The 26260-nt window shown below is 71.7% G+C and carries 21 protein-coding genes; 10 read left to right on the top strand and 11 right to left on the bottom strand.

Features of this window, described 5'->3' with window-relative positions; translation table 11 throughout:
• Positions 1-149 precede the first annotated feature (149 nt).
• From ACFWR9_RS06745 to ybaK, 3 genes are read left to right on the top strand one after another with little or no spacing between them, the layout of a single operon-like run.
• The gene (locus ACFWR9_RS06745; RefSeq protein WP_383836850.1) at positions 150-1208 is read left to right on the top strand and encodes a hypothetical protein; all 1059 of its coding nucleotides are present in this window, start codon (positions 150-152) and stop codon (positions 1206-1208) included.
• A gap of 11 nt (positions 1209-1219) precedes the next feature.
• Positions 1220-1960, top strand: coding sequence for an LON peptidase substrate-binding domain-containing protein (locus ACFWR9_RS06740; RefSeq protein ID WP_383836566.1), 741 nt, complete (start codon positions 1220-1222; stop codon positions 1958-1960).
• A gap of 13 nt (positions 1961-1973) precedes the next feature.
• Positions 1974-2474, top strand: a complete 501-nt coding sequence (ybaK, locus tag ACFWR9_RS06735) for a Cys-tRNA(Pro) deacylase (protein WP_383836563.1) — start codon at positions 1974-1976, stop codon at positions 2472-2474.
• A gap of 156 nt (positions 2475-2630) precedes the next feature.
• Here the strand turns inward: ybaK and ACFWR9_RS06730 are convergent, their stop codons facing one another.
• The 4 genes from ACFWR9_RS06730 to ACFWR9_RS06715 all read right to left on the bottom strand — a co-directional run bounded on the left by ACFWR9_RS06730 (position 2631) and on the right by ACFWR9_RS06715 (position 6579).
• The gene (locus ACFWR9_RS06730) at positions 2631-3317 is read right to left on the bottom strand and encodes an AAA family ATPase (RefSeq protein WP_383836560.1); all 687 of its coding nucleotides are present in this window, start codon (positions 3315-3317) and stop codon (positions 2631-2633) included.
• Positions 3318-3351: 34 nt separating this feature from the next.
• On the bottom strand, positions 3352-4167 hold the full coding sequence (locus ACFWR9_RS06725; RefSeq protein WP_383836847.1) for an ABC transporter permease: 816 nt from the start codon (positions 4165-4167) through the stop codon (positions 3352-3354).
• A gap of 89 nt (positions 4168-4256) precedes the next feature.
• Positions 4257-5231 carry an ABC transporter ATP-binding protein gene (locus tag ACFWR9_RS06720; protein WP_383836844.1) on the bottom strand — a complete coding sequence of 325 codons (975 nt, stop codon included), beginning with the start codon at positions 5229-5231 and terminating at the stop codon, positions 4257-4259.
• Positions 5232-5364: 133 nt separating this feature from the next.
• Positions 5365-6579 (bottom strand): NYN domain-containing protein, encoded by a 1215-nt coding sequence (locus tag ACFWR9_RS06715; protein WP_383836557.1) that lies wholly within the window; start codon positions 6577-6579, stop codon positions 5365-5367.
• Positions 6580-6803: 224 nt separating this feature from the next.
• On the opposite strand from ACFWR9_RS06715, the gene ACFWR9_RS06710 reads away from it, so the two are divergent.
• Complete coding sequence (locus ACFWR9_RS06710; protein WP_383836554.1) at positions 6804-6971, top strand: hypothetical protein; 168 nt, start codon at positions 6804-6806, stop codon at positions 6969-6971.
• Positions 6972-7080: 109 nt separating this feature from the next.
• Here the strand turns inward: ACFWR9_RS06710 and dnaE are convergent, their stop codons facing one another.
• The gene (gene dnaE, locus ACFWR9_RS06705; protein ID WP_383836551.1) at positions 7081-10620 is read right to left on the bottom strand and encodes a DNA polymerase III subunit alpha; all 3540 of its coding nucleotides are present in this window, start codon (positions 10618-10620) and stop codon (positions 7081-7083) included.
• A gap of 255 nt (positions 10621-10875) precedes the next feature.
• Between dnaE and ACFWR9_RS06700 the strand changes: the two genes are divergently transcribed.
• From ACFWR9_RS06700 to ACFWR9_RS06685, 4 genes are all read left to right on the top strand, one after another.
• Positions 10876-12216: a DUF2252 domain-containing protein gene (locus tag ACFWR9_RS06700; RefSeq protein ID WP_383836548.1), complete on the top strand. Its 1341-nt coding sequence runs from the start codon at positions 10876-10878 to the stop codon at positions 12214-12216.
• Between the two features lie 69 nt (positions 12217-12285).
• Positions 12286-12993, top strand: coding sequence for a hypothetical protein (locus ACFWR9_RS06695; protein WP_383836545.1), 708 nt, complete (start codon positions 12286-12288; stop codon positions 12991-12993).
• 87 nt (positions 12994-13080) lie between these two features.
• On the top strand, positions 13081-13881 hold the full coding sequence (locus ACFWR9_RS06690) for a DsbA family protein (RefSeq protein WP_383836542.1): 801 nt from the start codon (positions 13081-13083) through the stop codon (positions 13879-13881).
• Between the two features lie 147 nt (positions 13882-14028).
• On the top strand, positions 14029-15714 hold the full coding sequence (locus ACFWR9_RS06685; RefSeq protein WP_383836539.1) for an alkaline phosphatase D family protein: 1686 nt from the start codon (positions 14029-14031) through the stop codon (positions 15712-15714).
• On the opposite strand, the gene ACFWR9_RS06680 is transcribed toward ACFWR9_RS06685, so the two are convergent.
• Positions 15699-16340, bottom strand: a complete 642-nt coding sequence (locus tag ACFWR9_RS06680; RefSeq protein ID WP_383836841.1) for a dienelactone hydrolase family protein — start codon at positions 16338-16340, stop codon at positions 15699-15701. The genes ACFWR9_RS06685 and ACFWR9_RS06680 overlap by 16 nt on opposite strands.
• 61 nt (positions 16341-16401) lie before the next feature.
• Here ACFWR9_RS06680 and ACFWR9_RS06675 point away from each other — a divergent pair, with 61 nt between their 5' ends.
• Entirely contained in the window at positions 16402-17526 is a 1125-nt protein-coding gene (locus ACFWR9_RS06675) for a mechanosensitive ion channel family protein (RefSeq protein WP_383836536.1), read from the top strand.
• Positions 17527-17548: 22 nt separating this feature from the next.
• On the opposite strand, the gene ACFWR9_RS06670 is transcribed toward ACFWR9_RS06675, so the two are convergent.
• The 5 genes from ACFWR9_RS06670 to ACFWR9_RS06650 form a co-directional block, all read right to left on the bottom strand.
• The gene (locus tag ACFWR9_RS06670) at positions 17549-19135 is read right to left on the bottom strand and encodes a Na+/H+ antiporter (RefSeq protein ID WP_383836533.1); all 1587 of its coding nucleotides are present in this window, start codon (positions 19133-19135) and stop codon (positions 17549-17551) included.
• Positions 19136-19225: 90 nt separating this feature from the next.
• The gene (locus ACFWR9_RS06665; protein WP_383836530.1) at positions 19226-19711 is read right to left on the bottom strand and encodes a GNAT family N-acetyltransferase; all 486 of its coding nucleotides are present in this window, start codon (positions 19709-19711) and stop codon (positions 19226-19228) included.
• A complete protein-coding gene (locus ACFWR9_RS06660) occupies positions 19708-20652 on the bottom strand; it encodes an RluA family pseudouridine synthase (protein ID WP_383836527.1) in 945 nt (314 codons plus the stop codon). The genes ACFWR9_RS06665 and ACFWR9_RS06660 overlap by 4 nt, the downstream gene beginning before the upstream one ends.
• 77 nt (positions 20653-20729) lie before the next feature.
• Positions 20730-21341 (bottom strand): signal peptidase II, encoded by a 612-nt coding sequence (gene lspA / locus ACFWR9_RS06655; protein ID WP_383836524.1) that lies wholly within the window; start codon positions 21339-21341, stop codon positions 20730-20732.
• Between the two features lie 100 nt (positions 21342-21441).
• Positions 21442-22212 carry a TraR/DksA C4-type zinc finger protein gene (locus ACFWR9_RS06650; RefSeq protein ID WP_383836521.1) on the bottom strand — a complete coding sequence of 257 codons (771 nt, stop codon included), beginning with the start codon at positions 22210-22212 and terminating at the stop codon, positions 21442-21444.
• Between the two features lie 596 nt (positions 22213-22808).
• Here ACFWR9_RS06650 and ileS point away from each other — a divergent pair.
• A complete protein-coding gene (gene ileS / locus ACFWR9_RS06645) occupies positions 22809-25988 on the top strand; it encodes an isoleucine--tRNA ligase (RefSeq protein WP_383836518.1) in 3180 nt (1059 codons plus the stop codon).
• The last annotated feature ends 272 nt before the right edge of the window (positions 25989-26260 follow it).

Genomic DNA, 26260 nt, shown 5'->3' with positions numbered 1-26260 from the left:
GCGGGAAGCCAGACGGGGGCCACCCGCACCCGACGACGAAAGCCGCACGGGTGGTGCGGGTGGGAACACAATCGGCCGAAGGCGAAGCCGAGGCCGAATCCGGACCCGACCCGCACAACCATCCCGCCCGGTCGACCGTCGTAGACACCATGCTGCGCGCGTTCCTAAGGACCGCGGCCGCCCGGGCCCGCGCCCGGACCACCCGGCCCGCCCAAGACGACGACGTGCTCCTCGACGCGCCCGACGACCGCCTCGCCCCCGCCCTCCTCGCCGCGGCCCGCGGCGAGCACACCCCCGCGGCCGGCCTCCTCGCCGGCACCCGCGAGGACGCGGAGTGGGAGCACCGCGACCGGTACACCACGCGGCTCGCCGCCTTCTCCCGCTCCCGCTCGGAGTGGCTCGACGCCTGGCGGTCGGCCTCCCCGGAGGACCCCGGCGCCCCGCTGGTCGCGGCGCGACTGGCGGTGGCCCGCCACTGGGACTCACCGGACCGTGCCGATCTGCTGCGCCAGATCGTGCCCGCGGTCACCGCGGCGGCAGAGGCGGCCGGACCCGACCCGGTGCCGTGGCGGACGGCGCTCGACGCGGCGCGGGGCGCCGGCGCCGCACACGCCGAGTTCGAGCGGCTGTGGGCGCAGGCGGTCCGCCGCTCCCCGCACCACTACGGCTGCCACGTCGCCGCCCTGGAGTACCTGGCCGCCGCCTCGCCCGGCGCCCACCGCGAATGCCTGGACTTCGCCGAGACGGCCGCGCAGGACGCCCCCGAGGACGCCCTCGTCCGGGCGCTGCCGCTGCGGGCGGCCTTCACCTGCCTGACCACGGCCGGCGACGGCGCCGCGACCGGCGTACCCGCGCCGGCCGGCGTACCCGCGCGCCACCTCCGTGTCCGCCTGGACGCGGCGGCCGACCGCGCGATCGCCCTGTCGGCGGCCCACCCGGCGGCCGACCCGTGGGCGGCCGGGCTGCGGAACCTGCTGGCGTACGTCCTCCTGCGGCTGGACCGGCTCGCGGACGCGGCGGAACAACTGCGGCTGACCGGCCCGTACGTCACGTCCTTCCCCTGGGACCGGGAGACGGACGACCCGCTCGGCCGCTTCCTCCAGGTGCGCGCGGACGTCCGCGCGGCCGTGGCCTCCGCGCCCCCGACGACGGGTTCGGGCCATCCACGATGTAGGCGGGGCGGACGCGTCCGTCCCGGCGACCATTAGGCTTCTGCGTCGTGACCACCGTCCGGCTCCCCCTCTTCCCCCTGAACTCCGTCCTCTTCCCGGGGCTGGTGCTCCCCCTCAACATCTTCGAGGAGCGCTATCGCGCCATGATGCGCGAACTGCTGAAGACCTCCGAGGACGAACCCCGCCGGTTCGCCGTCGTGGCGATCCGCGACGGCTACGAGGTGGCCCAGAGCGCTCCCGGCCTGCCCGACCCGACGGCCACGCTGGAACGCGGGCCGACGGCCGGGTTCGGCGCCGACCCGCTCAAGGCGTTCCACAAGGTGGGCTGCATCGCGGACGCGGCGACGATCCGCGAGCGGGCCGACGGCACCTTCGAGGTGCTGGCGACCGGCACGAACCGGGTGCGCCTGGTCTCGGTGGATACTTCGGGCCCCTTCCTGACGGCGGAGCTGGAACCGCTGTCCGAGGAACTGGGCGACGAGGCCGGCGCGCTGGCCGAGGGCGTCCTGCGGTCCTTCCGGCAGTACCAGAAGCGGCTGGCGGGGGCGCGCGAGCGGTCGCTGGCGACCGGCGCCGAGCTGCCGGACGAACCGGGTGTGGTCTCCTACCTGGTCGCCGCCGCGATGATGCTCGACACGCCGACGAAGCAGCGCCTGCTCCAGGCTCCGGACACCGCGTCCCGCCTGAGGGACGAGCTGAAACTCCTTCGCTCCGAGACCGCCGTCATCCGGTCGCTGCCGTCCCTGCCCGCGTCGGAACTGACGCGCGGCCCGACGAGTCTCAACTGAGGTACCGGCCCGCATGGCGAAGAAGGCGAAGAAGCAGCAGTCCGGCGGCACGCCCGCGACGGTGGCACTCACGGCGGCCGGGGTGACGTACACCGTCCACGCCTACGAGCACGACCCCGCCCACCCGTCCTACGGCGAGGAGGCGGCCGAGGCGATGGGCGTCTCGCCGGAGCGGGTCTTCAAGACGCTGGTGGCGGACGTCGACGGCGCCCTGACGGTCGCGGTGGTGCCGGTGGCGGGCCGGCTGGACCTGAAGGCCCTGGCGGCCGCGGTGGGCGGCAAGCGCGCGACGATGGCCGACCCGGCGATGGCCGAGCGCACCACGGGCTATGTGCGGGGCGGCATCTCGCCCCTGGGCCAGCGCAAGCGGCTCGCGACGGTCCTGGACGCGTCGGCCTCGGAGCACGCCACGATCTGCGTCTCGGCGGGCCGCCGCGGCCTGGAGGTCGAGCTGTCCCCCGACGACCTGGCCAAGCTGACGGACGCGGTCCTCGCGCCGATCGGCCGCGCGTAACCCCTCGACGAAAGCGCCGTTCTCGGCTAATCAGACAGAACATGTCGAAGAGAACCCGCAAACGCAGGTGGCGCACCAGGAAGGGGCGGGCGAACCACGGCCGCCGGCCCGCATAGACCGGGCGGCGGCGCGAGAGCCGCGCCGGCTCGGCCAGAGCTACGCCGGCTTGTCCCCGTACGGCGCGGGCCAGGGGTCCGGCTCGGGGTCCCTGGGGCCGAACAGTCCCGTCAGCCCCAGGTGGACGACGAGTGCCGACAGCGACCAGGCCAGCAGCGCGCCCTTCGCGCCCAGCTTCAGCGGCGCGTCGAACGTCACGCCCTTGCCCACGTCCTTCGCGTGGGCGATCACGTCCTGTGCGGGGCCGAGCCACACCCCGACCCGCCACGCCAGGAGTGAGCCGAGCAGTCCGCCGACGCCCAGCGCCACCACCAGCGGCACGCCGCCGCGCCGCCGGAGCAGGAAGGCCACGACCGCACTGAGCACCCCGAACGCCAGTGCGAGCAGCGTGAACGTTCCGTCGACGCCGATCGCCTGCTCGCCCTCGGACTCCTTGAGGAAGACCACCCAGCGCTCGTCGACCACGTCGCCGACCAGCGGCACGGTCGGGGCCAGCTTCCACCACAGCACGCCCAGCAGGGCACCGGAGAGCGCGATCGCCAGCACGGCCGTGGCGGCCTGCCGCACTTCGGTCAGCATCCCGGGGCCGTCCTGTTCGCCGTGGTGGTCGTACGGTGCGCCGGGCGCGGTCCCCACCGCGTGCGCGCCGACGGGCGGCGGCACCAGCCCGCCCTGGTACGACGGGCGTTCGTTCGGTGGGGGTGGCGGATTCAGAGGAGCGGTCACCGTGCCATCGTGCCAAACCCGCCCGTGCGGCACATCACCGGACGGCCGCCCTGCGGTACGCCCAGGTGGCGACGGCCAGGGAGATCACACCGACCCCGGCGCAGACCGCGAGGTCACCGAGGACGAAGACCCAGTCGGGCCGCTCCCCGAAGGTACGCGCGAACGCCTCCACGCCGTACGTCGAGGGCAGCAGGTCCCGGACCAGCCGGACCGCCTCCGGCATCCGCTCGGCCGGCAGCACACCCAGCAGCAGCGCCGCCGACATGCCCAGCTGGCCCAGCAGCGTGGCGAACTCGGGCCGCGGCGCGAGCAGGCCGAGGGCCGCGCCCAGTCCGGCGAGCGCGGCGCCCGCCAGCGGGATCACCGCCACCAGCACCCACAGATGCGTCATCGGCAGCCCGTACAGCAGACAGCCGAACACCGCCGTCACGACGGTCCCGGGCACCGTGAAGGACGCGTACGCGCCCGCCGCGCCCAGCACCACGGCGGCCGGCGGCACCGGCAGCGTCGCGTAGTGGTCGAGGCCGCCGCTGGCGCGCAGCTGCCCGAAGTACTGGGCGAGCAGGTTCAGCGCCACGAAGGCCACGACGAGCACCGCCGAACCGGCGACCACGGCCCGGGCCTCGCCGCCGCCGTCCACCACGCCGCGCATCAGGATCATGATGCCGACCGACTGGAAGGTGGCCACGAAGAGCAGCGGGATGCGCGCGACCCGCGCCCGGGACAGCTGCGCCCGGTACACAGCCACCAGGGAGGGCCACAGCCGCGCCCTGGGTCCCAGCTCGGCCGCGTCCTGCTCCTCGACGGCCAGGACGCCGCCCGGCAGGACATCGGCGGATACGACACTCACGTCGCGCTGCTCCCCTTCGTTGGGGTCGTTGGAGACGGTCGCCCTGACGGGTACGGATGCGGCGGCCGATGTGCTCACCGTGCGTGCGCTCAAGCCCTCACCAGCCCCTGCCGCGCCGCGCCGCCCAGCGCCAGGTATACGTCCTCCAGGCTGGGCGTGGCCAGGGTGAAGTCGTCGAGCGCGGCGAAGGCGGCACCGCCGGTGACGGTGGCGACGACCGCGCGGGCCTCCTCGGGGGCCAGCCGCAGCGTCCAGCGCCGCCCCGACTCGACTACGCGGTCGCGCAGGGCGGCGACCTCCGGGACGTGCAGGGGGGCCGTCTCGCGCCACACCAGGTCGACACGGACCTCTCCGGCGACCTTCTCCTTGAGCCCGGAGGGCGTGTCGCAGGCGATGACGCGCCCCCGGTCGAGAACGGCGACCCGGTCGAGGACGGTCTCGGCCTCGATGACGTTGTGGGTGACGAGCAGGACGGTGGTGCCGCGCTCGGCACGCCGCCGGTCCACGGCCGCCCACACCGCGCGCCGGGCCACCGGGTCCATGCCGGTGGTCGGCTCGTCGAGCACGAGCAGCGGGCGCTCCCCCACCAGCGCGGCGGCGAGGCAGGCGAGGCGGCGCTGGCCACCGGAGAGCTTCTTGATCGGGCGGGCGGCGAGGGGGGCCAGGCCCAGCTCGTCCAGGACCGCGTCCCGCTCGGCGCGCGCCCGCCGCACCTCCAGGCCGCGCAGCCGCCCGGTGGTCTCGGCGGCGAGCGACACGGTCAGCTCGTCCAGGGCGCTGGACTCCTGGCCGAGGTAGGCGAGGATCCGCGCGGCCCGCTCGGGGTGGCGCACGACGTCGTGCCCGAGGATCTCCACGCTGCCGCGGTCGGGCCGCATCAGGCCGGTGAGCTGGCGTACGAGGGTGGACTTGCCGGCGCCGTTGGGCCCGAGCAGGCCGAAGATCTCACCGCGGCGGATGTCCAGGCACACGTCGTCGGTGGCCCGTACCTCGGGAGTGGCGGGAACGCCGCGCCTGCCGCGCACCGCCGGATAGGTCTTGGTCAGTCCGCGCACCGCGCACACGGCACCGCCACCGGGTCGTAGTGCCTGTGCCGCGCGCGTACTCACAAGGGACGAGACTACGGGGTCCGTCCCCCCGGCCCGCTCCCGGGTCCGCCCATAAGTGTCGATTCAGCCGGGGAGACGCCGGAGCGCCTCACTCCGCCGCGGGGGTGCGTTCGGTCGCCGTCCGCACGTCGATCTCCCGCCAGAACCCGGCCCGGATCGCGTACCGGTCGTGCTCGTCGATCTGGTCGTCCTTGTGGGCCAGCAGCCCGAAGCGGGCCGCGTAGCGCAGCAGCTCCCCGTCGACGCGGTGCGGGATGCGCGGGTACATCCCGGACAGCTTCTGGAGGTGGCCGTGGTCGCCGAGGCGCTCCAGCCAGCGGCGGGCGAAGACCTGACCGACCTCGGACGGGTCGCCGCCGACCGTGGTGATGTCCTCCTCGCGGTCGGCCCAGCGCTGCTCGGCGGTGGTGAGCTGGGCCAGCGTCGGCATGGAGGCGGCCTCGGACGGCTCGGCGGCGGGCCGGTCGACCCAGCCCTTGTCGGAGGACCAGCGCAGGGTGGCCGTGGTCGGGTGCGGGGCGGAAGGGGCCGCGCCGGGGGCGCGCAGGGCGGCCAGGTCCTTGGGGGTGGGCACGCCCTTGGCGGGCGGTACACGCTCCTCGGCGCCATTGCGCCCGGCGGCCTCCGTGGGGTGCTCGGGCTCCTGTACGGGACGCTCGGCGGTCGTCGAGAGGGCCGATTCGGGCAGCGGCGCGGAGAGGATCGCGGCGATCTCGGGGCGGGGCACGGGCGGCGGCGCGCAGATGCCGCCGAGTTCCTTGGCGCGTACCGCCTTGGTGATCCACGTACGGTCCAGGACGCGTCGTTCGTCGGCCTCGGCGACCAGGTCCTCGGACTGGTTGTAGTCGCCGTCGGCGGCCTGTACGGCCCACAGGTGGACGGCGACGCCGTGTTCCTTGGCGGCCATCATGCCGGGCAGCAGATCGCCGTCGCCGGTCACCAGGACGACGTCGGAGCAGGCGCGGTTGCGGGCCAGCTCGGTCAGCTCGGCGTGCATGGCGGCGTCGACGCCCTTCTGCGCCCAGCGGCCGTCACTGCGCGTGAGGGCGCCGAGCCGGACGGTGACCCGGGGCATCACGCGCAGCCGGCGGTGCTCGGGCTGCGGGACACGGTCGGGGGCGCCGTCGAACCAGTAGATGCGCAGCAGGGGCCGCCCGGTGTCGGACTCGGCGCGGTCGCGCAGCCCCTGGATGAGGGCGGCGTGGTCGACGGTGATGCGCGAGCGTGAGGGCTCCCCGGCGAGCAGACTCGCGGCGGCCCCCAGCAGATACCCGGCGTCCACCAGGACGATGCAGCGGTCCACGCGATCCACCCTCTTTCCGGGAGGTTTGCTTCGGGCTTCCTTCGAGTCTGCCCGACGGCGCGGAGGTTAACGGCCCGAACTCGATCTTCGGCGTGGCGTTTCGGCGGGCCGGGCCCCGACCAGCCGTATCACGCACGGTAATTGCCCGATATGCGTTCTTTGTCAGCCTATGTGAATCTGGTCCCGTCGTTGGCCCCTAGATCCCCCTCAGGAGGTAGATCACCATGGCCAAGAACAAGAACAACCGTGATCGTAAGCAGCCCCACGCCGAGCGCGCCCCGCGGGCCGCCGAGTCGAACGTGCTGGACCGCGAGGAGCAGCACTCCCCGCAGCTGACGACGCCCGGCGACGCCGCGTCCCGCAAGCGCCAGAAGCGCTTCGGCCACAACTGACATCCGCGGTACGGGCCGTTGCGGCCCGCACGACGAGGGGCGCGCCCGGCAGACCGGGAGCGCCCCTCGCTCACTTTCGTGCCGAGACCGCAGAGCCCTCAGCGCCCGGTCAGCCCGCCAGGCAGGACGGCCCGAGCAGCACCTTCAGATCGCCGAAGAGCGCCGGATCGGGCTTGACCCGGTGCCGGTCCAGCCGGAGCACCGTCGTCTTCGTCGGCCCCTGGAGCTTGATCCGCACCTCGCTGTCGCCCCGGTGGTGGGTGAGGATCTCGCCGAGGCGGCTGACCATCGGCGGCGTGATGCGGGTGGCCGGGATGGTGAGGACCACGGGCGCGTTGGTGCCCGCGTTGGACAGGTCGGGGACCTGGAGCTCCATCGCGACCAGCCGCGGCACGTCCTCCCGCTTGTCCAGCCTGCCCTTGACGAAGACCACGGCGTCCTCGATGAGTTGGGTGGACACCAGCTGGTAGGTCGCCGGGAAGAACATGCACTCCAGGGAGCCGGCCAGGTCCTCGACGGTGGCGATGGCCCAGGCGTTGCCCTGCTTGGTCATCTTGCGCTGGAGGCCGGAGATGATGCCGCCGATGGTGACGACCGCGCCGTCCCCGAAGTCACCGCCGGTGAGCTGGGAGATGCCCGCGTCGGCCTTGTCGGACAGCACGTGCTCCAGGCCGAAGAGCGGGTGGTCGGAGACGTAGAGACCGAGCATCTCCCGCTCCTGGGCGAGCAGATAGGTCTTGTCCCACTCGTCCTCGCCGAAGACGACGTCGAGTCCGAACCCCGGCTCGTCGCTCTGCTCGTCGCTCATGCCGCCGAAGAGGTCGAACTGCCCCTCGGCCTCCTTGCGCTTGACCGCGACCACGTTGTCGATCATCGGCTCGTACTGCGCGGTGAGGCCCTTGCGGGTGTGTCCCATCTCGTCGAAGGCGCCGGCCTTGATCAGCGACTCGGTGGTCCGCTTGTTGCAGACGACTGCCTCGACCTTGTCCAGGTAGTCGGGGAAGGAGGCGTACTTCCCCTTCGCCTTGCGGCACCTGATGATCGACTCGACGACGTTGGTGCCGACGTTGCGGACGGCGGAGAGGCCGAAGAGGATCACGTCGTCGCCCTGGGCGGCGAAGTTCGACATGGACTCGTTGACGTTGGGCGGCAGGACCTTGATGCCCATGCGCCGGCACTCGTTGAGGTAGACGGCCGACTTGTCCTTGTCGTCCTTGACCGAGGTGAGCAGGGCCGCCATGTACTCGGCGGGGTAGTTGGCCTTGAGGTACGCCGTCCAGTACGACACCAGTCCGTACGCGGCGGAGTGCGCCTTGTTGAAGGCGTAGCCGGCGAAGGGGACCAGCACGTCCCACAGGGCCTGGATGGCCTCGTCGCTGTAGTCCTTCCTGCGGGCGCCCTCCTGGAAGAGGACGAAGTTCTTCGCCAGTTCGTCGGGCTTCTTCTTGCCCATCACGCGGCGCAGGATGTCGGCCTCGCCGAGCGAGTAGCCCGCGATGATCTGGGCGGCCTTCTGCACCTGCTCCTGGTAGACGATCAGGCCGTAGGTGACCGAGAGGACCTCCTGGAGGGGCTCCTCCAGCTCCTTGTGGATCGGCGTGATCTCCTGGAGGTTGTTCTTGCGCAGCGCGTAGTTGGTGTGCGAGTCCATGCCCATGGGGCCGGGGCGGTAGAGCGCGGAGACGGCGGAGATGTCCTCGAAGTTGTCGGGCTTCATCAGCCGCAGCAGCGAGCGCATCGGTCCGCCGTCGAACTGGAAGACGCCGAGCGTGTCGCCGCGCTGGAGCAGGTCGAAGGTCGTCGGGTCGTCCAGCGGCAGCGACAGCAGGTCGAGGTCGATGCCCTTGTTGGACTTCACCATCTTGACGGCGTCGTCCATGATCGTGAGGTTGCGCAGGCCGAGGAAGTCCATCTTCAGCAGGCCGAGCGACTCGCACTGCGGGTAGTCCCACTGCGTGATGGTCACGCCGTCCGTGTGCCGCACCCAGATGGGGGCGTGGTCGACGATGGGCTCGCTGGACATGATCACGCCGGCCGCGTGCACGCCCATCTGCCGGACCAGGCCCTCGACGCCCTTGGCGGTGTCGATGACCTTCTTCACGTCCGGCTCGTTCTCGTACATCGAGCGGATCTCGCCGGCCTCGCTGTAGCGGGGGTGGGTCGAGTCCGTGATGCCGTTGAGGTCGATGCCCTTGCCGAGGACGTCGGCTGGCATCGCCTTGGTGAGCCGGTCGCCCATCGCGTACGGGTAGCCCAGCACGCGCGCGGAGTCCTTGATGGCGTTCTTCGCCTTGATCTTGCCGTACGTGCCGATCATGGCGACCTTGTCGGCGCCGTATTTCTCCGTCACGTACCTGATCACCTCGACGCGCCTGCGCTCGTCGAAGTCGATGTCGACGTCGGGCATGGAGACGCGCTCGGGGTTGAGGAACCGCTCGAAGATCAGGCCGTGCGGGATGGGGTCGAGGTCGGTGATGCCCATCGCGTAGGCCACGATCGAACCGGCCGCGGAGCCTCGGCCGGGGCCGACCGCGATGCCCTGGTTCTTGGCCCACATGATGAAGTCGGCGACCACGAGGAAGTAGCCCGGGAACCCCATCTGGATGATGACGTCCATCTCGTACTCGGCCTGCTTCTGGCGGTCCTCGGGGACGACGCCGGAGAACCGGCGCTCCATGCCCAGGCGGACCTCCTCCTGGAACCAGGTGACCTCGGTGAAGCCGTCGGGGATGTCGAACTTCGGCATGAGGTCGCGCTTCTCGAACATGCCGTCGGTGTCGATCATCTCGGCGATCAGGCGCGTGTTGGCGCAGCCCTCCTGCCAGGCGTCGGAGGAGTCGATGGCGTACATCTCGTCCGTCGACTTCAGGTAGTAGCCGGTGCCGTCGAAGCGGAAGCGGTCGGGGTCGGAGAGGTTCTTGCCGGTCTGGATGCACAGCAGCGCGTCGTGGGCGGTCGCCTCGTGCGCGTAGGTGTAGTGCGAGTCGTTGGTGACCAGGGGCGGGATGCCGAGCTTCCGGCCGATCTCCAGCAGGCCGTCGCGGACCCGGCGCTCGATCTCGATGCCGTGGTCCATCAGCTCCAGGAAGTAGCGGTCCTTGCCGAAGATGTCCTGGTAGTCGGCGGCCGCCTGGAGGGCCTCGTCGAAGTGGCCGAGGCGCAGCCGGGTCTGCACCTCGCCGGAGGGGCAGCCGGTGGAGGCGACGATGCCCTCGGACCACTGGGAGATGGTCTCCTTGTCCATCCGGGGCCACTTCTGCAGCCAGCCCTCGGCGTACGCGTCCGAGGACAGCCGGAAGAGGTTGTGCAGGCCCGTACGGTTGGTCGCCCACATCGTCTTGTGGGTGTAACCACCGGAACCGGAGACGTCGTCCCGCTTCTGGTGCGGCTGGCCCCACTGGATCTTGCGCTTGTTCCGCCGCGACTCGGGGGCGACGTACGCCTCGATGCCGATGATCGGGGTGACTCCGGCCTTCTTCGCGGAGTGGAAGAAGTCGTACGCCCCGTGCAGGTTGCCGTGGTCGGACATGGCGATGTGCGACATGCCCATCTCGTTGCAGGCGTCGAACATGTCCTTGAGCCGCGCGGCACCGTCCAGCAGCGAGTACTGGGTGTGGACGTGCAGGTGCGTGAACGGCGGCTTGGACACGTGCGGCCTCCATAGGTCAAACGCTGTGGCGCGTAGCGCCTCGATGAGGGGCGGTGGTCGGGCGACGGGTGGGCGGGCGACGGGCTGCGTTCAGTCCGGGGGGTCAGCGTCGAAGTCTATGCCTCGGCACTGACACTCCGAGGGCCACCACGCGTACCTTCTGGGGCGGGCACTCCCGCACCCCTTCGGACGTTGGCCCGGGTGGAGATCCGCTCCACTCGGTCAGGCACCACCCGCACCAGGAGGCACCAAGGCATGTCGGTCCCGCAGCTCAACGAGGAGCACCGCGGCGAGGAGATCCTCGCCGTCTTCGACACCGCCTTCGGCCAGCTGCTGGCCGCGGACCCGGCGGCGTTCCGCGTGAAGTTCCGGAAGATGGCGGCCTCGGCCTTCGCGTTCTACCGGGGCACGGCATGCCTCTTTTACCATGATTTGACCGAGGACCGGGAGTTCGGTTCGCAGGACGGCGGCCCGTACCTGGACGAGCGGACCTCCCGGGTGTGGATCCACGGCGACCTGCACGCCGAGAACTTCGGCACGTACATGGACTCCACCGGCCGGCTGATCTTCAACGTCAACGACTTCGACGAGGCCTACGTCGGCCCCTTCACCTGGGACCTCAAGCGCTTCGCCGCCTCCATCGCGCTGATCGGCTACGCGAAGGCGCTCAGCGACGAGCAGATCACCGAGCTGGTGCGGGTGTACGCGGGCGCGTACCGCGAGCGCATCCACGCCCTGGCCACCGGCGCCAAGAGCGACGAGGTGCCGCCCTTCACGCTGGACACCGCGGAGGGGCCGCTGCTGGGCGCGCTGCGGGTGGCCCGCTCCCTGACCCGCTTCGGGCTGCTGGACTCGATGACCGAGATCCGTGACTTCGAGCGCCGCTTCGCCCCCGGCGGCGGCTCCATCGAGCTGGACGCCGCCACCCGCTACAAGGTGCTCGCGGCCTTCGACGGCTACCTGGAGACGCTTCCGGAGTCCTCCCTGGCCCGCCCCGACTCCTACCGCGTGAAGGACGTCGTGGGCCGCCGGGGCATCGGCATCGGCTCGGCCGGCCTGCCCTCGTACAACATCCTCCTGGAGGGCAACAGCGACGCCCTGGAGAACGACGTCGTGATCTACATCAAGCAGGCCCAGACCCCGGCGGTCTCCCGGCACATCACCGACCCGGCGATCCGGGACTACTTCCAGCACGAGGGCCACCGCACGGTGATCTCCCAGCGTGCCCTCCAGGCGCACGCCGACCCGTGGCTGGGCTGGACCGAGCTGGACGGCTCCGGTCAGCTCGTCGCCGAGGTCTCGCCGTACGCCGTCGACCTGGACTGGGGCGACATCGACGACCCGGAGGAGATCGCCGAGGTCGTCTCCGACCTGGGCCGGGCGACGGCCACCATGCACGCGGCGGCCGACGACCAGTCCGGCGAGTCGCTGGTGCCGTTCTCCACCGAGCGGGCCATCGACGCGGCGATCGCGGCCGACGAGGAGAGTTTCGCCCCCCTGCTGACCGACTTCGCGCACCGGTACGGCGCACGCGCGCGTGCCGACCACCAGACCTTCGTCGACCTGTTCCGCAACGGCCGCATTCCGGGTCTGTAACCGTCGGCACTCTCACAGGAACCCTTTAGGGGTCCCTTACCGGGCCCCGTGACACACTCTTCTACTGCTATGGACATATCCGGAACCCCGCTCAGAGCCGTACGCGCGGCGCTGTTCACGGCACTCGTCGTGACCCTCAGCACCGCGTCGCACGTGCTGCTGTCCGGGGTTCCGCTGCCGCTGCCCACAGTGGCCGCCGTCGCCGCCGCCGTGTTCCTGATCGCGTACGCCCTGGCCGGGCGGCGCGAGCGCGGCTTCGGGCGGATCGCCGCCCTGCTGATCCCGCTGGAACTGGCCGCCGACACGGTCTTCACCACCGGCCAGCACGTCTGCTACGGCCGGGCGGGCGGCCCCGTCGCGGGCCCGCTGCGCTCCGTCGGCTTCGACGTCCTGTGCGGCGACGGGACCGGCGTCCACGCGGGCGTGACCGCGCCGCTGACCCGGGTGACCGGCGCCGAGACCGACCGGATGGCGGCGCTGCTCGCCGACGCCGATCCCGGCACCGCCTGGCTGCTGCTCGGCGCGCACGTCGGGGTCGGACTGCTCGCCGCGGCCTGGCTGCGGCGGGGCGAGAAGGCGCTGGCCCAGCTGCTCGGCGCGGTGGCCGCGACCACCTTCCGGCCGCTGCTGCTCGCGGTCGCGGCCGTGAGCGTCCGCCGGGCCCCGGCCGTGCGCCGCCCGGTGGTCCCGGCCGGCCGCACCACCGGCGCCCGCGAGCGGATCCTCACGCACTCCCTGGGACGTCGCGGACCGCCGTGCGCGGTCGCCCTCGTGTGACCCGTTCACCGAGCATCACCGAGCACAGCAGCCCCCGTACGAGTTTCCGCACACCCCTGTGTGCACGTCCCCGGAGAGATCACCATCATGAGCAAGCGGAACAGCCAGGCGGCGAAGACGGCGGCCCGTGAGCGCCTGCGCCAGGAGCGCGAGCGTCAGGCCAAGCGCGACAAGGTCAAGCGGCAGGGCATCGTGGCCGCCGCCATCGTCGGCGTGCTGGCGATAGCCGGCGGCATCAGCTACGCCGTCGTCCAGGGCAACCAGCCCTCGAAGTGGGAGGAGGCCGCCGACGCCAAGGTGGTGGCCCCGGCCAACACCTCGGGCAAGGACGGCACCACGGTCACCATCGGCAAGTCCAAGACCGACAACACCGTCCACCTCTACGAGGACCCGCGCTGCCCGGCCTGCGCCTCCTTCGAGCAGAACATCGGCGAGAGCGTCAACAAGGGCATGGAGGACGGCGACTACAAGCTCTCCTTCACCATCGGCACCTTCCTCGACGGCAACCTGAGCGGCGAGGGTTCGAAGAACGCGCTGAGCGCGCTCGGGGCCGCGCTGAACGTCAGCCCGGAGGCGTTCCTCGACTACAAGACCGCCCTGTTCTCCTCCGAGTACCACCCGGAGGAGTCCAGCGACGAGTTCGCCAAGGACGACTACCTGATCAAGGTGGCGAACTCGGTCGACGCCCTGAAGAACAACAAGAAGTTCCAGGGCGCCGTGGAGAAGGGCACCTACGACGCCTGGGCGATGCGGATGAGCAAGTCCTTCGACACCGCCGAGGGCGTCCAGTCGACCCCGACCATCAAGATCAACGACAAGGTGATCGAGAACCCCAGCTCGGTCGCCGACTGGGAGAAGGCGCTCAAGGACGCCAAGGTCACCAAGTGACCCGCGCGTGACCCCCGCACGGGGGTGACGCCGCACGGGGGTGACGCCGCACGGGGGTGACGCCGCACCGACGCACGGCGAACGAGCGGGCGAACTTTTTACGAGTTCGCCCGCTCGCGCGCATACCGATCAGTAACCTGATCGTCCGTGACCAGTCGACACAGATCGTCCGAGAAATCCGTCCCGTCGCCCGCCGAGCCCGCGGGCGCCCGAACTCCGAGCCGCCGTACGGTCGTCAAGGCCGCGGCGGCCGGCGCCGTCCTGGCCGCCCCGCTCGCCGCCGCCCTGCCCGCGGGCGCCGCCGACACGGCCCCCGCCTTCCTGCACGGCGTCGCCTCCGGGGACCCGCTGCCCGACGGGGTTCTGCTGTGGACCCGGGTGACGCCGGTGCCCGAGGCCATACCGGGCTCCGGAGCCGGTCCGGACACCGCGGTGAGCTGGGTCGTCGCCACCGACAAGGCCCTCACGAACATCGTCGCCAAGGGCTCCGTCACCGCGACCGCCGGCTCCGACCACACCGTCAAGGCGGACATCCGCGGTCTCGCGCCCGCCACGGACTACTGGTTCCGCTTCTCCGCGGGCCCCACCGACTCCCCCGTCGCCCGCACCCGCACCGCGCCGGCGGCCGACGCGGCCGTCTCCGGGCTGCGGTTCGGCGTGGTCTCCTGCGCCAACTGGGAGGCCGGGTACTTCTCGTCGTACCGCCATCTCGCGGCCCGCGGCGACCTGGACGCCTGGCTGCACCTGGGCGACTACATCTACGAGTACGGCACCGGCGAGTACGGCACCCGGGACACCGTCGTACGGCCGCACGCCCCGGCCCACGAGATCCTCACCCTCGCCGACTACCGCGTACGGCACGGCCGTTACAAGACCGACCCCGACCTCCAGGCGCTGCACGCCACGGCGCCGGTCGTGGCCATCTGGGACGACCACGAGATCGCCAACGACACCTGGTCGGGCGGCGCCGAGAACCACACCGAGGGCGCCGAGGGGCCCTGGGCGGCGCGTCAGACCGCCGCCAAGCAGGCCTACTTCGAGTGGATGCCGGTGCGCCCGGCGATCGCCGGCACCACCTACCGGCGGCTGCGCTTCGGCAAGCTGGCCGACCTGTCGCTGCTGGACCTGCGCACCTACCGCTCGCAGCAGGTGGGCATCGGCGAGGGCGAGGTCGACGACCCGGACCGCACCATGACCGGCCGCGCCCAGCTGGACTGGCTCAAGTCCGGCCTCGCCGCCTCGGACACCGCCTGGCGGCTGGTCGGCAACCCGGTGATGATGTCGCCGTTCGCGATCGGCTCGCTCTCCGCCGAGCTGCTCAAGCCGCTCGCCGAGCTGCTCGGCCTGCCCAGGGAGGGCCTCGCCCTCAACACCGACCAGTGGGACGGCTACACCGACGACCGCCGGGAACTGCTGGCCCACCTGCGCGCGAACGCCGTCCGCAACACCGTGTTCCTCACCGGCGACATCCACATGGCGTGGGCCAACGACGTGCCGTACAACGCCGGCACGTACCCGCTGTCCGCCTCCGCCGCCACGGAGTTCGTCGTCACCTCGGTGACCTCCGACAACCTCGACGACATCGTGAAGGTCCCCGAGGGCACCGTCTCGGCGATCGCGGCACCGGTCATCCGGGCCGCGAACCGGCACGTCCACTGGGTCGACACCGACCGGCACGGCTACGGCGTGCTGGACATCACGGCGGAGCGGACGCAGATGGACTACTACGCCGTCTCCGACCGCACCGACCCGGACGCCACGTCCCGGTGGGTCCGCTCCTACCGCACCCGCAGCGGCACCCAGCGGGTGGAACGCGTCTACTCCCCCGCCTGATCCGCCTCCTCCCCGAGCGAGTCGAGGAAGCCGAGCGCCACCCGCCAGGTGGCCTCGGCCGCCTCCTCGTCGTAGTCCGGCAGCTCGGGGTCGGTGTAGATGTGGCCCGCCCCCGCGTACCGGTGCACCTCCACGTCGGCGCCGATCCGGCCCATCTGGAGATACCAGGCGCTGAGCCAGTCGTCCGTCTCGAAGGCGTCCGGCTCGGCCACGTGCAGCTGGACCGACAGGTCGTCGACCGAGGCGTTGGCCGCGATGTCCGAGGTGCCGTGCAGCAGGAGCAGTCCGCGCGCCCGGTGGTCGCCGAGCGCGAGGGTCTGGGCGATGGACGCGCCGAGCGAGAACCCGGCGTACACCAGCCCCCGCTCCGAATAGGGGGCGGCGGCCAGCACGGCCCGCTTGAGCAGCTCCTCCCGGCCGATCCCGTCCTGGTGGGCCATGCCCTCCTCGACCGTGTCGAAGGTCCGGCCCTCGAAGAGGTCCGGGGTCCAGACCTGGTGCCCGGCGTCGCGCAGCCGGTCGGCGGCCTGCCGCACCGCGGGCCTCGGGCCGAGGGACGAGTGAAAGAGCACGATGTTCATGAGGCCATGGTGCCAGCCGGGTGTGACAACGCGATGCGCGGCGATACCCCGGGCGGGACGTAAGTCACAGGTTCACAGCGCGCCGTGGGCGGTTACGTTCGAGGGCATGGAGACGATACTCCGCCCGCTGATCGTGGTCGGCGGCTCCATCCTGCTGACCCTGGTCATCGGATGGGCCACTGACCTGCTGCTGCGCAAGGCCGACGGACGGCATCCCGAGACGCCGCTGTGGGGGCTGCTGCGCCGGGCCCGCATCCCGTACCAGGTCATGCTGTGCGCGGCGCTGCTGAGAGGGTCGTACGTCGAGGCCCAGGTGTTCCCGGAGCACCGGTCGGCGGTCGGCAGGCTGCTGACGCTGCTGCTGATCGGCTCGGTGGCCTGGCTGGTGATCCGGATCGCCGCCGCGGTCGTCGAGACGTCGTACTCCCGATACGCCCACGCCCACGCCGAGCGCGCCCCGGCCCGGGTCCGCCGGGTGCGCACCCAGGTGTCGCTGATCATGCGGGTGGTCTCGGCGATCGTCGGCGTGGTCGCCGTGTCGTCGATGCTCCTGACCTTCCCGGCGATGCGCGCCGCGGGTGCCTCGCTGCTGGCCTCGGCCGGTCTGCTCGGCATCGTGGCCGGCATCGCCGCGCAGTCCACGCTCAGCAACATGTTCGCCGGGTTCCAGATCGCCTTCGGCGACATGGTGCGCATGGGCGACACGGTCGTGGTGGACGGCGAGTGGGGCACCGTCGAGGAGATCACGCTGACGTACCTGACCGTGCGCACCTGGGACGAGCGCCGGATCACCATGCCGGTGTCGTACTTCACCTCCAAGCCGTTCGAGAACTGGTCGCGCGGCACCCCGCAGATGACCGGGACCGTCTTCTGGCACCTCGACCACACGGCACCGCTGGACCGGATGCGCGAGCGGCTGCGCGACCTGCTGCGGGAGTGCCCGGCCTGGGACGGGCGGGACTACAACCTGACGGTCACGGAGACGACGCAGAACACCATGCAGGTGCGGGCCCTGGTGACGGCGAAGGACGCGGACGACATCTGGACGGTGCGGGTCACGGTCCGCGAGGGGATGATCCGCTGGCTGGCCGAGGAGCACCCCTACGCCCTGCCGCGGATCAACACGGCGGACGCGGCCCTGCGGCCGCCCCGCGACGGCGTCCACCGGCCCCGCCGCTCGCCCGACGGGGGCGCCCGCCGCTTCCCGGAGCACCCCACGAAGAGTCTGTGACCGCGGCGCGGCTGGGCAGGGCTCAGCGCAGGCTGCGCACGTCCAGGTGGCGCAGCACCCGGTCCACGATCTCCGGGTCGGAGCCGGGTTCGCTGCGCGCCGCGAGGATCTCGTGCCGGGCGGCGCTGAGCATCTCGCCCTGGATGCGCCGGACCCGCTTGATCCGCCGCGCCCGCTGCTCCTGCGCCTCCCGGCGCTCCTCGTCCCCGAGGTCCGGACTGATCCGCACCCCGATGTCGTAGGCGCGCCGCAGCATCTGCTCGGACAGCTCGTCCGGCAGTTCCTCCACCGACTCGATCTCCTTCAGCCGCTGCTTGGCCGCCTTGGCCGCCCGCAGGCCCAGCTCCTTCTCGTAGGCCTGCTCCCGCTCGGTGTCGGCCCGTACGCCGAGCCGGCCCACCAGCCAGGGCAGCGTCAGCCCCTGGACCAGCAGCGTGACCATGATCACCCCGAAGGCGATGAAGACGATCTCGTCCCGGTTGGGGAAGGCGGCTCCCGCCTCCGTCTCCAGCGGGATCGCGAGGGCCAGCGCGACCGAGGCCACGCCGCGCATCCCGGCCCACCACATGACCACGGTCTCCCGCCAGCTCGTCGGGATGTCCTCGTCCTGGTCGCGTCTGGCGTGCAGCCGCTGGGTCAGCCAGGTGGCGGGCAGCAGCCACAGCAGCCGGACCAGGATGACGACGGCGCTGACCGCCGCCGCCCAGCCGAGCAGCTCCGCCCACCGGCCGGAGGCCGTGCGGATCGCGTTGTGCAGTTCGAGACCGATCAGCCCGAAGGCCACGCCGGTGACCAGGGTGTCGACGACGTCCCACACCGTGTGCCCGGCGAGCCTGGTCATCACGTCGTCCGCGTCCGAGGCGTACTCGGCGAGGAACATCGCGGTGGTGAGCACGGCGAGCACCCCCGAGCCGTGCAGTTCGTCGGCGGCGACGTAGCTCACGAACGGCACCAGCAGGGTCAGGCCGATCTGCAGCGTCGGGTCTTCCAGGATGCTCATCAGCTTGTTGGAGCCCCAGCCCAGCGCGAGCCCCACGGCGACGGCGACGACGGCGGACAGCACCAGGTCGAGCCCCGCCTCCCAGGCCGAGAAGGTGCCGCTGACGGCCGCGGCGATGGCCACGTGGTACAGGACGATCGCCGTGACGTCGTTGAACAGCCCCTCGCCCTCCAGGATGGACACCAGGCGGCGCGGCAGCCCCAGCTGCCCGGCGACGGCGGTCGCCGCGACCGGGTCGGGCGGTGCCACCAGGGCGCCCAGCGCGAAGGCGGCGGCGATCGGCAGCCCCGGGACGATCGCGTGGGCCACGGTGGCCACGCAGGCCATGGTGACGAAGACCAGCGCGACCGCCAGCAGGAAGATCGGGCGCTTGTTGGCCGCGAACTGCCGCCAGGAAGTGCGCCGCACGGCCGCGTACAGCAGCGGCGGCAGCAGTGCGGGCAGGATGAGTTCGGGCGGGATGTCGACGTTGGGCACGAAGTCGAGCAGGGCGAGGACGATCCCGAGGACCGTCATCAGGACCGGTGCCGGCAGCCCGAGCCGGGCTCCGAGGGGGACGCTCAGCAGGGCCCCGAGCAACAGCATGAACAACAGGGCCAACTGATCCACGGTCACCGCTCCGGTGGGGTCTCGGTATGCACACGGCGGACCTCAAGCCTGCCACGCCACCCGCCCCACCAGCCCGTTCGGCGCCTCTGGTTACAGGGCGCGCCGCATCGCGCGGTGGGGTATCCCGGCGTCGGGGAACTCGGGTCCGTACGCCACGTACCCCAGCCGCTCGTAGAAACCCAGGGCGTGGGTCTGCGCGTGCAGGTCCACCGCGGTGAGTCCACGCGCGCGTGCCGCGTCCTCCACGGCCCGCACCAGCGCCGCGCCGACGCCCAGCCCGCGGGCCGCCGCGGTCACCGCGAGCCGGCCCAGCGAGCCGACGGCCGGGTCGCCGTCGCCGTTCTTCGCGGCGGCGGCCGGGCCGTGCAGCAGCCGGCCGGTGCCCAGGGCCTCGCCGTCCGCCCGGACCGCGAGGACGTGCACGGCGTCCGCGTCGTGGGCGTCGTACTCGATGTCCTCGGGGACCTGCTGCTCGGCGACGAAGACGTCCTTGCGCACCGCGAAGCAGGCCTCCCGGTCGGCCGGGTCCTCGGCGACGCGCACCTCGTAGGCCGGGGCCGGGTGAGGGGCACTCATCCGTAGGTCTCCTCGCGGACCAGGTCGAGGGCCTGCTGAAGGTCCTCGGGGTAGTCGCTGGCGAACTCGGCCCACTCGCCGGTGCCGGGGTGCTCGAAGCCGAGCCGGACCGCGTGCAGCCACTGGCGGGTCAGGCGCAGCCGCTTGGCGAGGGTGGGGTCGGCGCCGTACGTCAGGTCGCCGACGCAGGGGTGGCGGTGGGCGGCCATGTGGACGCGGATCTGGTGGGTGCGGCCGGTCTCCAGCTTCACGTCGAGCAGGGAGGCGGCGCGGAAGGCCTCGATGAGGTCGTAGTGCGTGACGGAGGGCTTGCCCTCGGCGGTGACGGCCCACTTGTAGTCGTGCTGCGGGTGGCGGCCGATGGGGGCGTCGATGGTGCCGCTGGTCGGGTCGGGGTGGCCCTGCACGAGCGTGTGGTAGCGCTTGTCGACCGTGCGCTCCTTGAACTGGCGCTTGAGCGAGGTGTACGCGCGCTCCGACTTGGCCACCGCCATCAGGCCGGAGGTGCCGACGTCGAGGCGGTGCACGATGCCCTGCCGCTCGGCGGCGCCGGAGGTGGAGATGCGGTACCCGGCGGCGGCCAGTCCGCCGATGACGGTCGGCCCGCTCCAGCCCGGGGACGGATGGGCGGCGACGCCGACGGGCTTGACGATCACGAGCACGTCCTCGTCGTCGTGGACGATCTCCATGCCCTCGACGGGCTCGGCGACCACCTGCACGGGAGCGGGTGCCTGCGGCATCTCGACCTCCAGCCAGGCGCCGCCGTGCACCCGCTCGGACTTGCCGACCACCGATCCGTCGACCTGCACCTTGCCCGCCGCGGCGAGTTCCGCGGCCTTGGTACGGGAGAAGCCGAACATGCGGGAGATGGCGGCGTCGACGCGCTCGCCCTCCAGGCCGTCGGGCACGGGCAGGGTGCGGATCTCGGGAATCGTGCTCACCCGTCGAGTATGCCGGACGGGTCGGACACTCCCGAACACGCGATCAGTCCTTGTGGACGGTCAGCCCCTGTGGACACTCAGTCCTTGTGGACGGTCCCGTCCGGGTCAAGACCCCGGAAGGAGAGGATCACGATCAGGATGCCGCCGCAGACGATCGCCGAGTCGGCGAGGTTGAAGACGGCGAAGTGCTTGGGCGCGATGAAGTCCACGACCGCGCCCTTGAAGACGCCGGGCGAGCGGAAGATCCGGTCGGTGAGGTTGCCCAGGGCACCGCCGAGCAGCAGACCGAGCGCGATCGCCCACGGCAGGCTGTAGAGCTTGCGCGCGAGGCGGGCGATCACGACGATCACGGCCGCCGCGATCACCGTGAAGATCACCGTGAACGCCTCGCCGAAGCCGAAGGCCGCGCCCGCGTTGCGGATGGCCGCGAACCTCAGCCAGTCCCCGATGATCTCGATCGGTGCGTTGTGCTCCAGCTTGGCGACCACGATCATCTTGCTGACCAGGTCGATCAGGTACGCGAACATGGCGACCGCGAACAGCACGGCGATCCGCCGCCTGCCCCGGGGGCGCTCCGGACCGCGCTCCTGCTCGGCGTCGGGGCGTTCCTGCCCGTCCCCCGTCGCGTCCGGGGTGTCCGGGGTGTCCGGGGTGTCCGGCGTACCGATGATGCGCTCCGCCTCTGCCACGTGAGTCCCTCAGCCTAGGTACCTGACTGAGGACGAGGGTACGGCACACTTTCCGTCCCGTACGTGCTCAGGACCCATACCGGCGCGCGATCGCGGCGGATCAGTACCGGCGCTCCTGCTTCTGCTTGCACTCGACGCACAGGGTGGCCCTGGGGAAGGCCTGCATGCGCGCCTTGCCGATGGGGTTCCCGCAGTTCTCGCACAGGCCGTAGGTGCCCGCGTCCAGACGTTCCAGGGCGCGCTCGGTCTGGGTGAGCACCTCCCGCGCGGTGGCGGCCAGCGCCAGCTCGTGCTCGCGCGTGATGTTCTTGCTGCCGGTGTCCGCCTCGTCGTCGCCCGCGCCGTCGCCGGAGTCCCGCATCATGCCCTGGAGCGACCGCTCGGAGGAGTCGATCTCGGTGCGCAGCCGGTCGGCCTCGGACTGCAGCCCTCCGCGCGCCTCCTCCACCTCTTCCGGGGTCCAGGGTTCCTCGCCGGGGCGTACCGCCAGGTCGCCGGGGTCCGCAGCGGCGCCGCGGGCCTTGGGAACGGCGGTCTTGGCCGCCGTGGCCGTGCCAGGAGTCTTCTTCGCAACCACCGTCGTGGCTCCCGTCTGCTCCGCGGCCCGCGCCGCGCCCACCTTCTTGGCCGTGCTCTTCTTCGCCGTGCTCTTCTTGGCGGTGCTCTTCTTGGCCGCGGTCTTCTTCGCCGGGCCGTGCTCCGTGGTGCTCGTCTCCGCGGCGCTCTTCTTCGCGGCGGTCGTCTTCTTCGCTGCCGTGGTCTTCTTCGCAGCCGTCTTCTTGGCGGCTGTCTTCCTGGCCGTCGTCTTCTTGGCGGCGGTCTTCTCCGCAGCCGCCTCCGACTGCTCTTCGGCGGTCTTCTTCGCCACCATGGCCGCGGCCCCTTCACATATTGTGATCTTGCGCGCGAATCGTGCTGGGACGATAAATCGACTCGGGTCCCGCGGCAACGGGGCACGCCGCCCGATTCGCCGACCCGCCGTGCGCCACGCGGGCGAGCATGCATCCGTTGTGCCCAGCTCCCCGCCCGGTAATCCGCCCGGAGGGCGTCCGGCCGGGGCCGCCCGGACGCCGTATGCGCGCCGGCGGCATTCGGGTCACACCGGGCCCTGCCGGGGCCGTGCGGCGCCCACCGCCCCGGCCCCTGCGAAAACGGGTCGGCCGCTGTCCGCGCGGCGCCGTACACTGGGCGGAGCGAAAAGCGTGGATGGGGACGAGTAGCGGCGTCAGCAGCCCAGAGCGACCCGGGGACGGTGTGAGCCCGGGGGCGAGCGCGATGTGAAGATCACCCCGGAGCCGCCGGAAGAAAGCCGTGGCCGACAGCCGCGGCGAGTAGAACCGGCTCGCGACCCCAATGAGGGGGCTGACCGGCGCACACGACGCACCGGGGAGCCAAGGAGGGTGGTACCGCGGGAGCACGGCTCTCGTCCCTCCGACGGAAGGCAGCACGTCCGCCGGAGGAAGCTCGTTGAATACGCAGCCGCAGTACCGCCAGGTGCCCGCCCAGGTCGACCTGCCCGCGCTCGAACACGCGGTGCTCGACTTCTGGCGTGAGCAGAAGATCTTCGCCAAGAGCCTGGAGCAGTCCGAGGGCCGCCCCGAGTGGGTGTTCTACGAGGGCCCGCCCACCGCCAACGGCATGCCCGGCGCCCACCACATCGAGGCGCGCGTCTTCAAGGACGTCTTCCCCCGCTTCCGCACCATGCGCGGCTACCACGTGGGCCGCAAGGCCGGCTGGGACTGCCACGGCCTCCCGGTGGAGCTGGCGGTGGAGAAGGAGCTGGGCTTCTCCGGCAAGCAGGACATCGAGGCGTACGGCATCGCCGAGTTCAACGCGAGGTGCCGCGAGTCGGTGACCCGCCACACCGACGCCTTCGAGGAGCTCACGACCCGCATGGGTTACTGGGCCGACCTCCAGGACCCGTACCGCACCATGGACCCCGAGTACATCGAGTCCGTCTGGTGGTCGCTGAAGGAGATCTTCAACAAGGGCCTGCTGGTCCAGGACCACCGCGTCGCCCCGTGGTGCCCCCGCTGCGGCACCGGCCTGTCCGACCACGAGCTGGCACAGGGCTACGAGACGGTCGTCGACCCGTCCGTCTACGTCCGCTTCCCGCTCACCTCCGGCCCGCTGGCCGGCGAGGCCGCGCTCCTGGTGTGGACGACCACGCCCTGGACGCTGGTCTCCAACACGGCGGTCGCCGCGCACCCCGAGGTCACCTATGTCGTCGCCACGAACGGCGACGAGAAGGCCGTCGTCGCCGAGCCCCTGGTCGCCAAGGCCCTCGGCGAGGGCTGGGAGACCACCGGGCAGTCCTTCACCGGCGCCGAGATGGAGCGCTGGACGTACCAGCGCCCGTTCGAGCTGGTGGAATTCCCGAGCGCCGGCGAGGGAACCAATGGGCACAGCCCGGAGCCGGCGCACTACGTCGTCAACGCCGACTACGTCACCACCGAGGACGGCACCGGTCTCGTCCACCAGTCCCCCGCCTTCGGTGAGGACGACCTCAAGGTCTGCCGCGCGTACGGACTGCCGGTGGTCAACCCGGTCCGCCCGGACGGCACCTTCGAGGAGGATGTCCCGCTGGTCGGCGGCGTCTTCTTCAAGAAGGCCGACGAGAAGCTGACCGAGGACCTGGACGCCCGGGGCCTGCTCTTCCGGCACATCCCGTACGAGCACAGCTACCCGCACTGCTGGCGCTGCCACACCGCGCTGCTGTACTACGCGCAGCCGTCCTGGTACATCCGCACCACGGAGATCAAGGACCGGCTCCTGGAGGAGAACGAGCGGACCAACTGGTTCCCGGACGCCGTCAAGCACGGCCGGTACGGCGACTGGCTGAACAACAACATCGACTGGGCGCTCTCCCGCAACCGCTACTGGGGCACCCCGCTGCCGATCTGGCGCTGCGAGGACGACCACCTCACGGTCGCCGGCTCCCGCGCGGAGCTGACCGAGCTGTCCGGCACCGACCAGTCGGCCCTGGACCCGCACCGCCCCTACATCGACGACGTCACCTTCGCGTGCCCGCAGGACGGCTGCGGCAAGACGGCCACGCGCGTGCCGGAGGTCATCGACGCCTGGTACGACTCGGGTTCCATGCCGTTCGCACAGTGGGGCTACCCGCACAAGAACAAGGAACTGTTCGAGAGCCGGTACCCGGCGCAGTTCATCTGCGAGGCCATCGACCAGACCCGCGGCTGGTTCTACACGCTGATGGCGGTCGGCACCCTGGTCTTCGACAAGTCGTCGTACGAGAACGTCGTCTGCCTCGGCCACATCCTCGCCGAGGACGGCCGCAAGATGTCCAAGCACCTGGGCAACACCCTGGACCCGGTCCCGCTGATGGACCGGCACGGCGCGGACGCGGTCCGCTGGTTCATGGCGGCCGGCGGCTCCCCGTGGGCGGCCCGCCGCGTCGGCCACGGCACCATCCAGGAGGTCGTCCGCAAGACGCTCCTCACCTACTGGAACACGGTCGCCTTCCAGGCCCTGTACGCCCGCACCTCGGGCTGGGCGCCGAGCGAGGCCGACCCGGCCCCGGCGGACCGCCCGGTCCTGGACCGCTGGCTGCTCTCCGAGCTGCACGCGCTGACCGACCAGGTCACCCAGGCCCTGGACGCGTACGACACCCAGCGCGCCGGCAAGCTCCTCTCGGCGTTCGTCGACGACCTGTCGAACTGGTACGTGCGCCGCTCCCGCCGCCGCTTCTGGCAGGGCGACAAGGCCGCGCTGCGCACCCTGCACGAGGTCGTCGAGACGGTCACCAAGCTGATGGCGCCGCTGACCCCGTTCATCACCGAGCGGGTCTGGCAGGACCTGGTCGTGCCGGTCGCACCGGGCGCCCCGGAGTCGGTCCACCTGTCGTCCTGGCCGGAGGCCGACCTCTCGGCGATCGACCCGGAGCTGTCCAGGCAGATGGTCCTGGTCCGCCGCCTGGTCGAGCTGGGCCGCGCCACCCGCGCGGAGTCGGGCGTCAAGACCCGTCAGCCGCTCAGCCGCGCGCTGATCGCGGTGGCGGGCTTCGGCGCGCTCTCGCCCGAACTGCACACGCAGATCACGGAGGAGCTGAACGTCGAGTCGCTCGCGTCGCTGAGCGAGGTCGGCGGCTCCCTGGTCGACACGACCGCCAAGGCCAACTTCCGGGCGCTGGGCAAGCGGTTCGGCAAGCGGGTCCAGGACGTGGCGAAGGCCGTCTCGGCGGCGGACGCGGCCGCCCTGTCCCTCGCCCTGCGCGAGGGCACGGCCTCGGTCGAGATCGACGGCGAGACCGTCACCCTCGCCCCCGACGAGGTGATCATCACCGAGACGCCCCGCGAGGGCTGGTCGGTCGCCTCCGACGCGGGCGCGACGGTGGCGCTGGACCTGGAGATCACGGAGGAGCTGCGCCGCGCGGGCCTCGCCCGGGACGCCATCCGCCTGATCCAGGAGGCCCGCAAGAACAGCGGCCTCGACGTCGCCGACCGGATCGCCCTGCGCTGGACGGCCACCGACCCGGCGACGATCGCCGCCCTGACCGGCCACTCGGGTCTGATCGCCGACGAGGTCCTCGCCACGGACTTCGCCCAGGGCGAGGCGGACGACACGTATGGGGAGCCGTTCACGGACGAGCCCCTGACGCTGACATTCCGCTTGCGCAAGCAGTAGCCGCCTGCAAGTACCTGGGCCCGGCCTCCCTCATGCGAGGGGCGCCGGGCCCAGTGCTGTCCGTCTGTGCGGGCCAAGAGGCGGGTTCGCCTACCGGCGCCGGCCGGGTGCCGCTCTCTGTGGGTCGGGAGCCGCCCCAGCGGCACGACTGCCCGCAGCTGGGTAACACACAAGGGCGGGGCCCCGGGACAAAACACCAGGACCCCCCCAAACACAGCCCCCAAAAAAGCCCAACAAACACCGAATAGGAAAAACACACAAAACAGGCCCCC

It is taken from the genome of Streptomyces sp. NPDC058534 (genome assembly GCF_042717365.1).
Lineage (GTDB): Bacteria > Actinomycetota > Actinomycetes > Streptomycetales > Streptomycetaceae > Streptomyces.
Note: the sequence above shows the minus strand (reverse complement) of the source record. Positions and strands in the feature narration are given on the sequence as shown.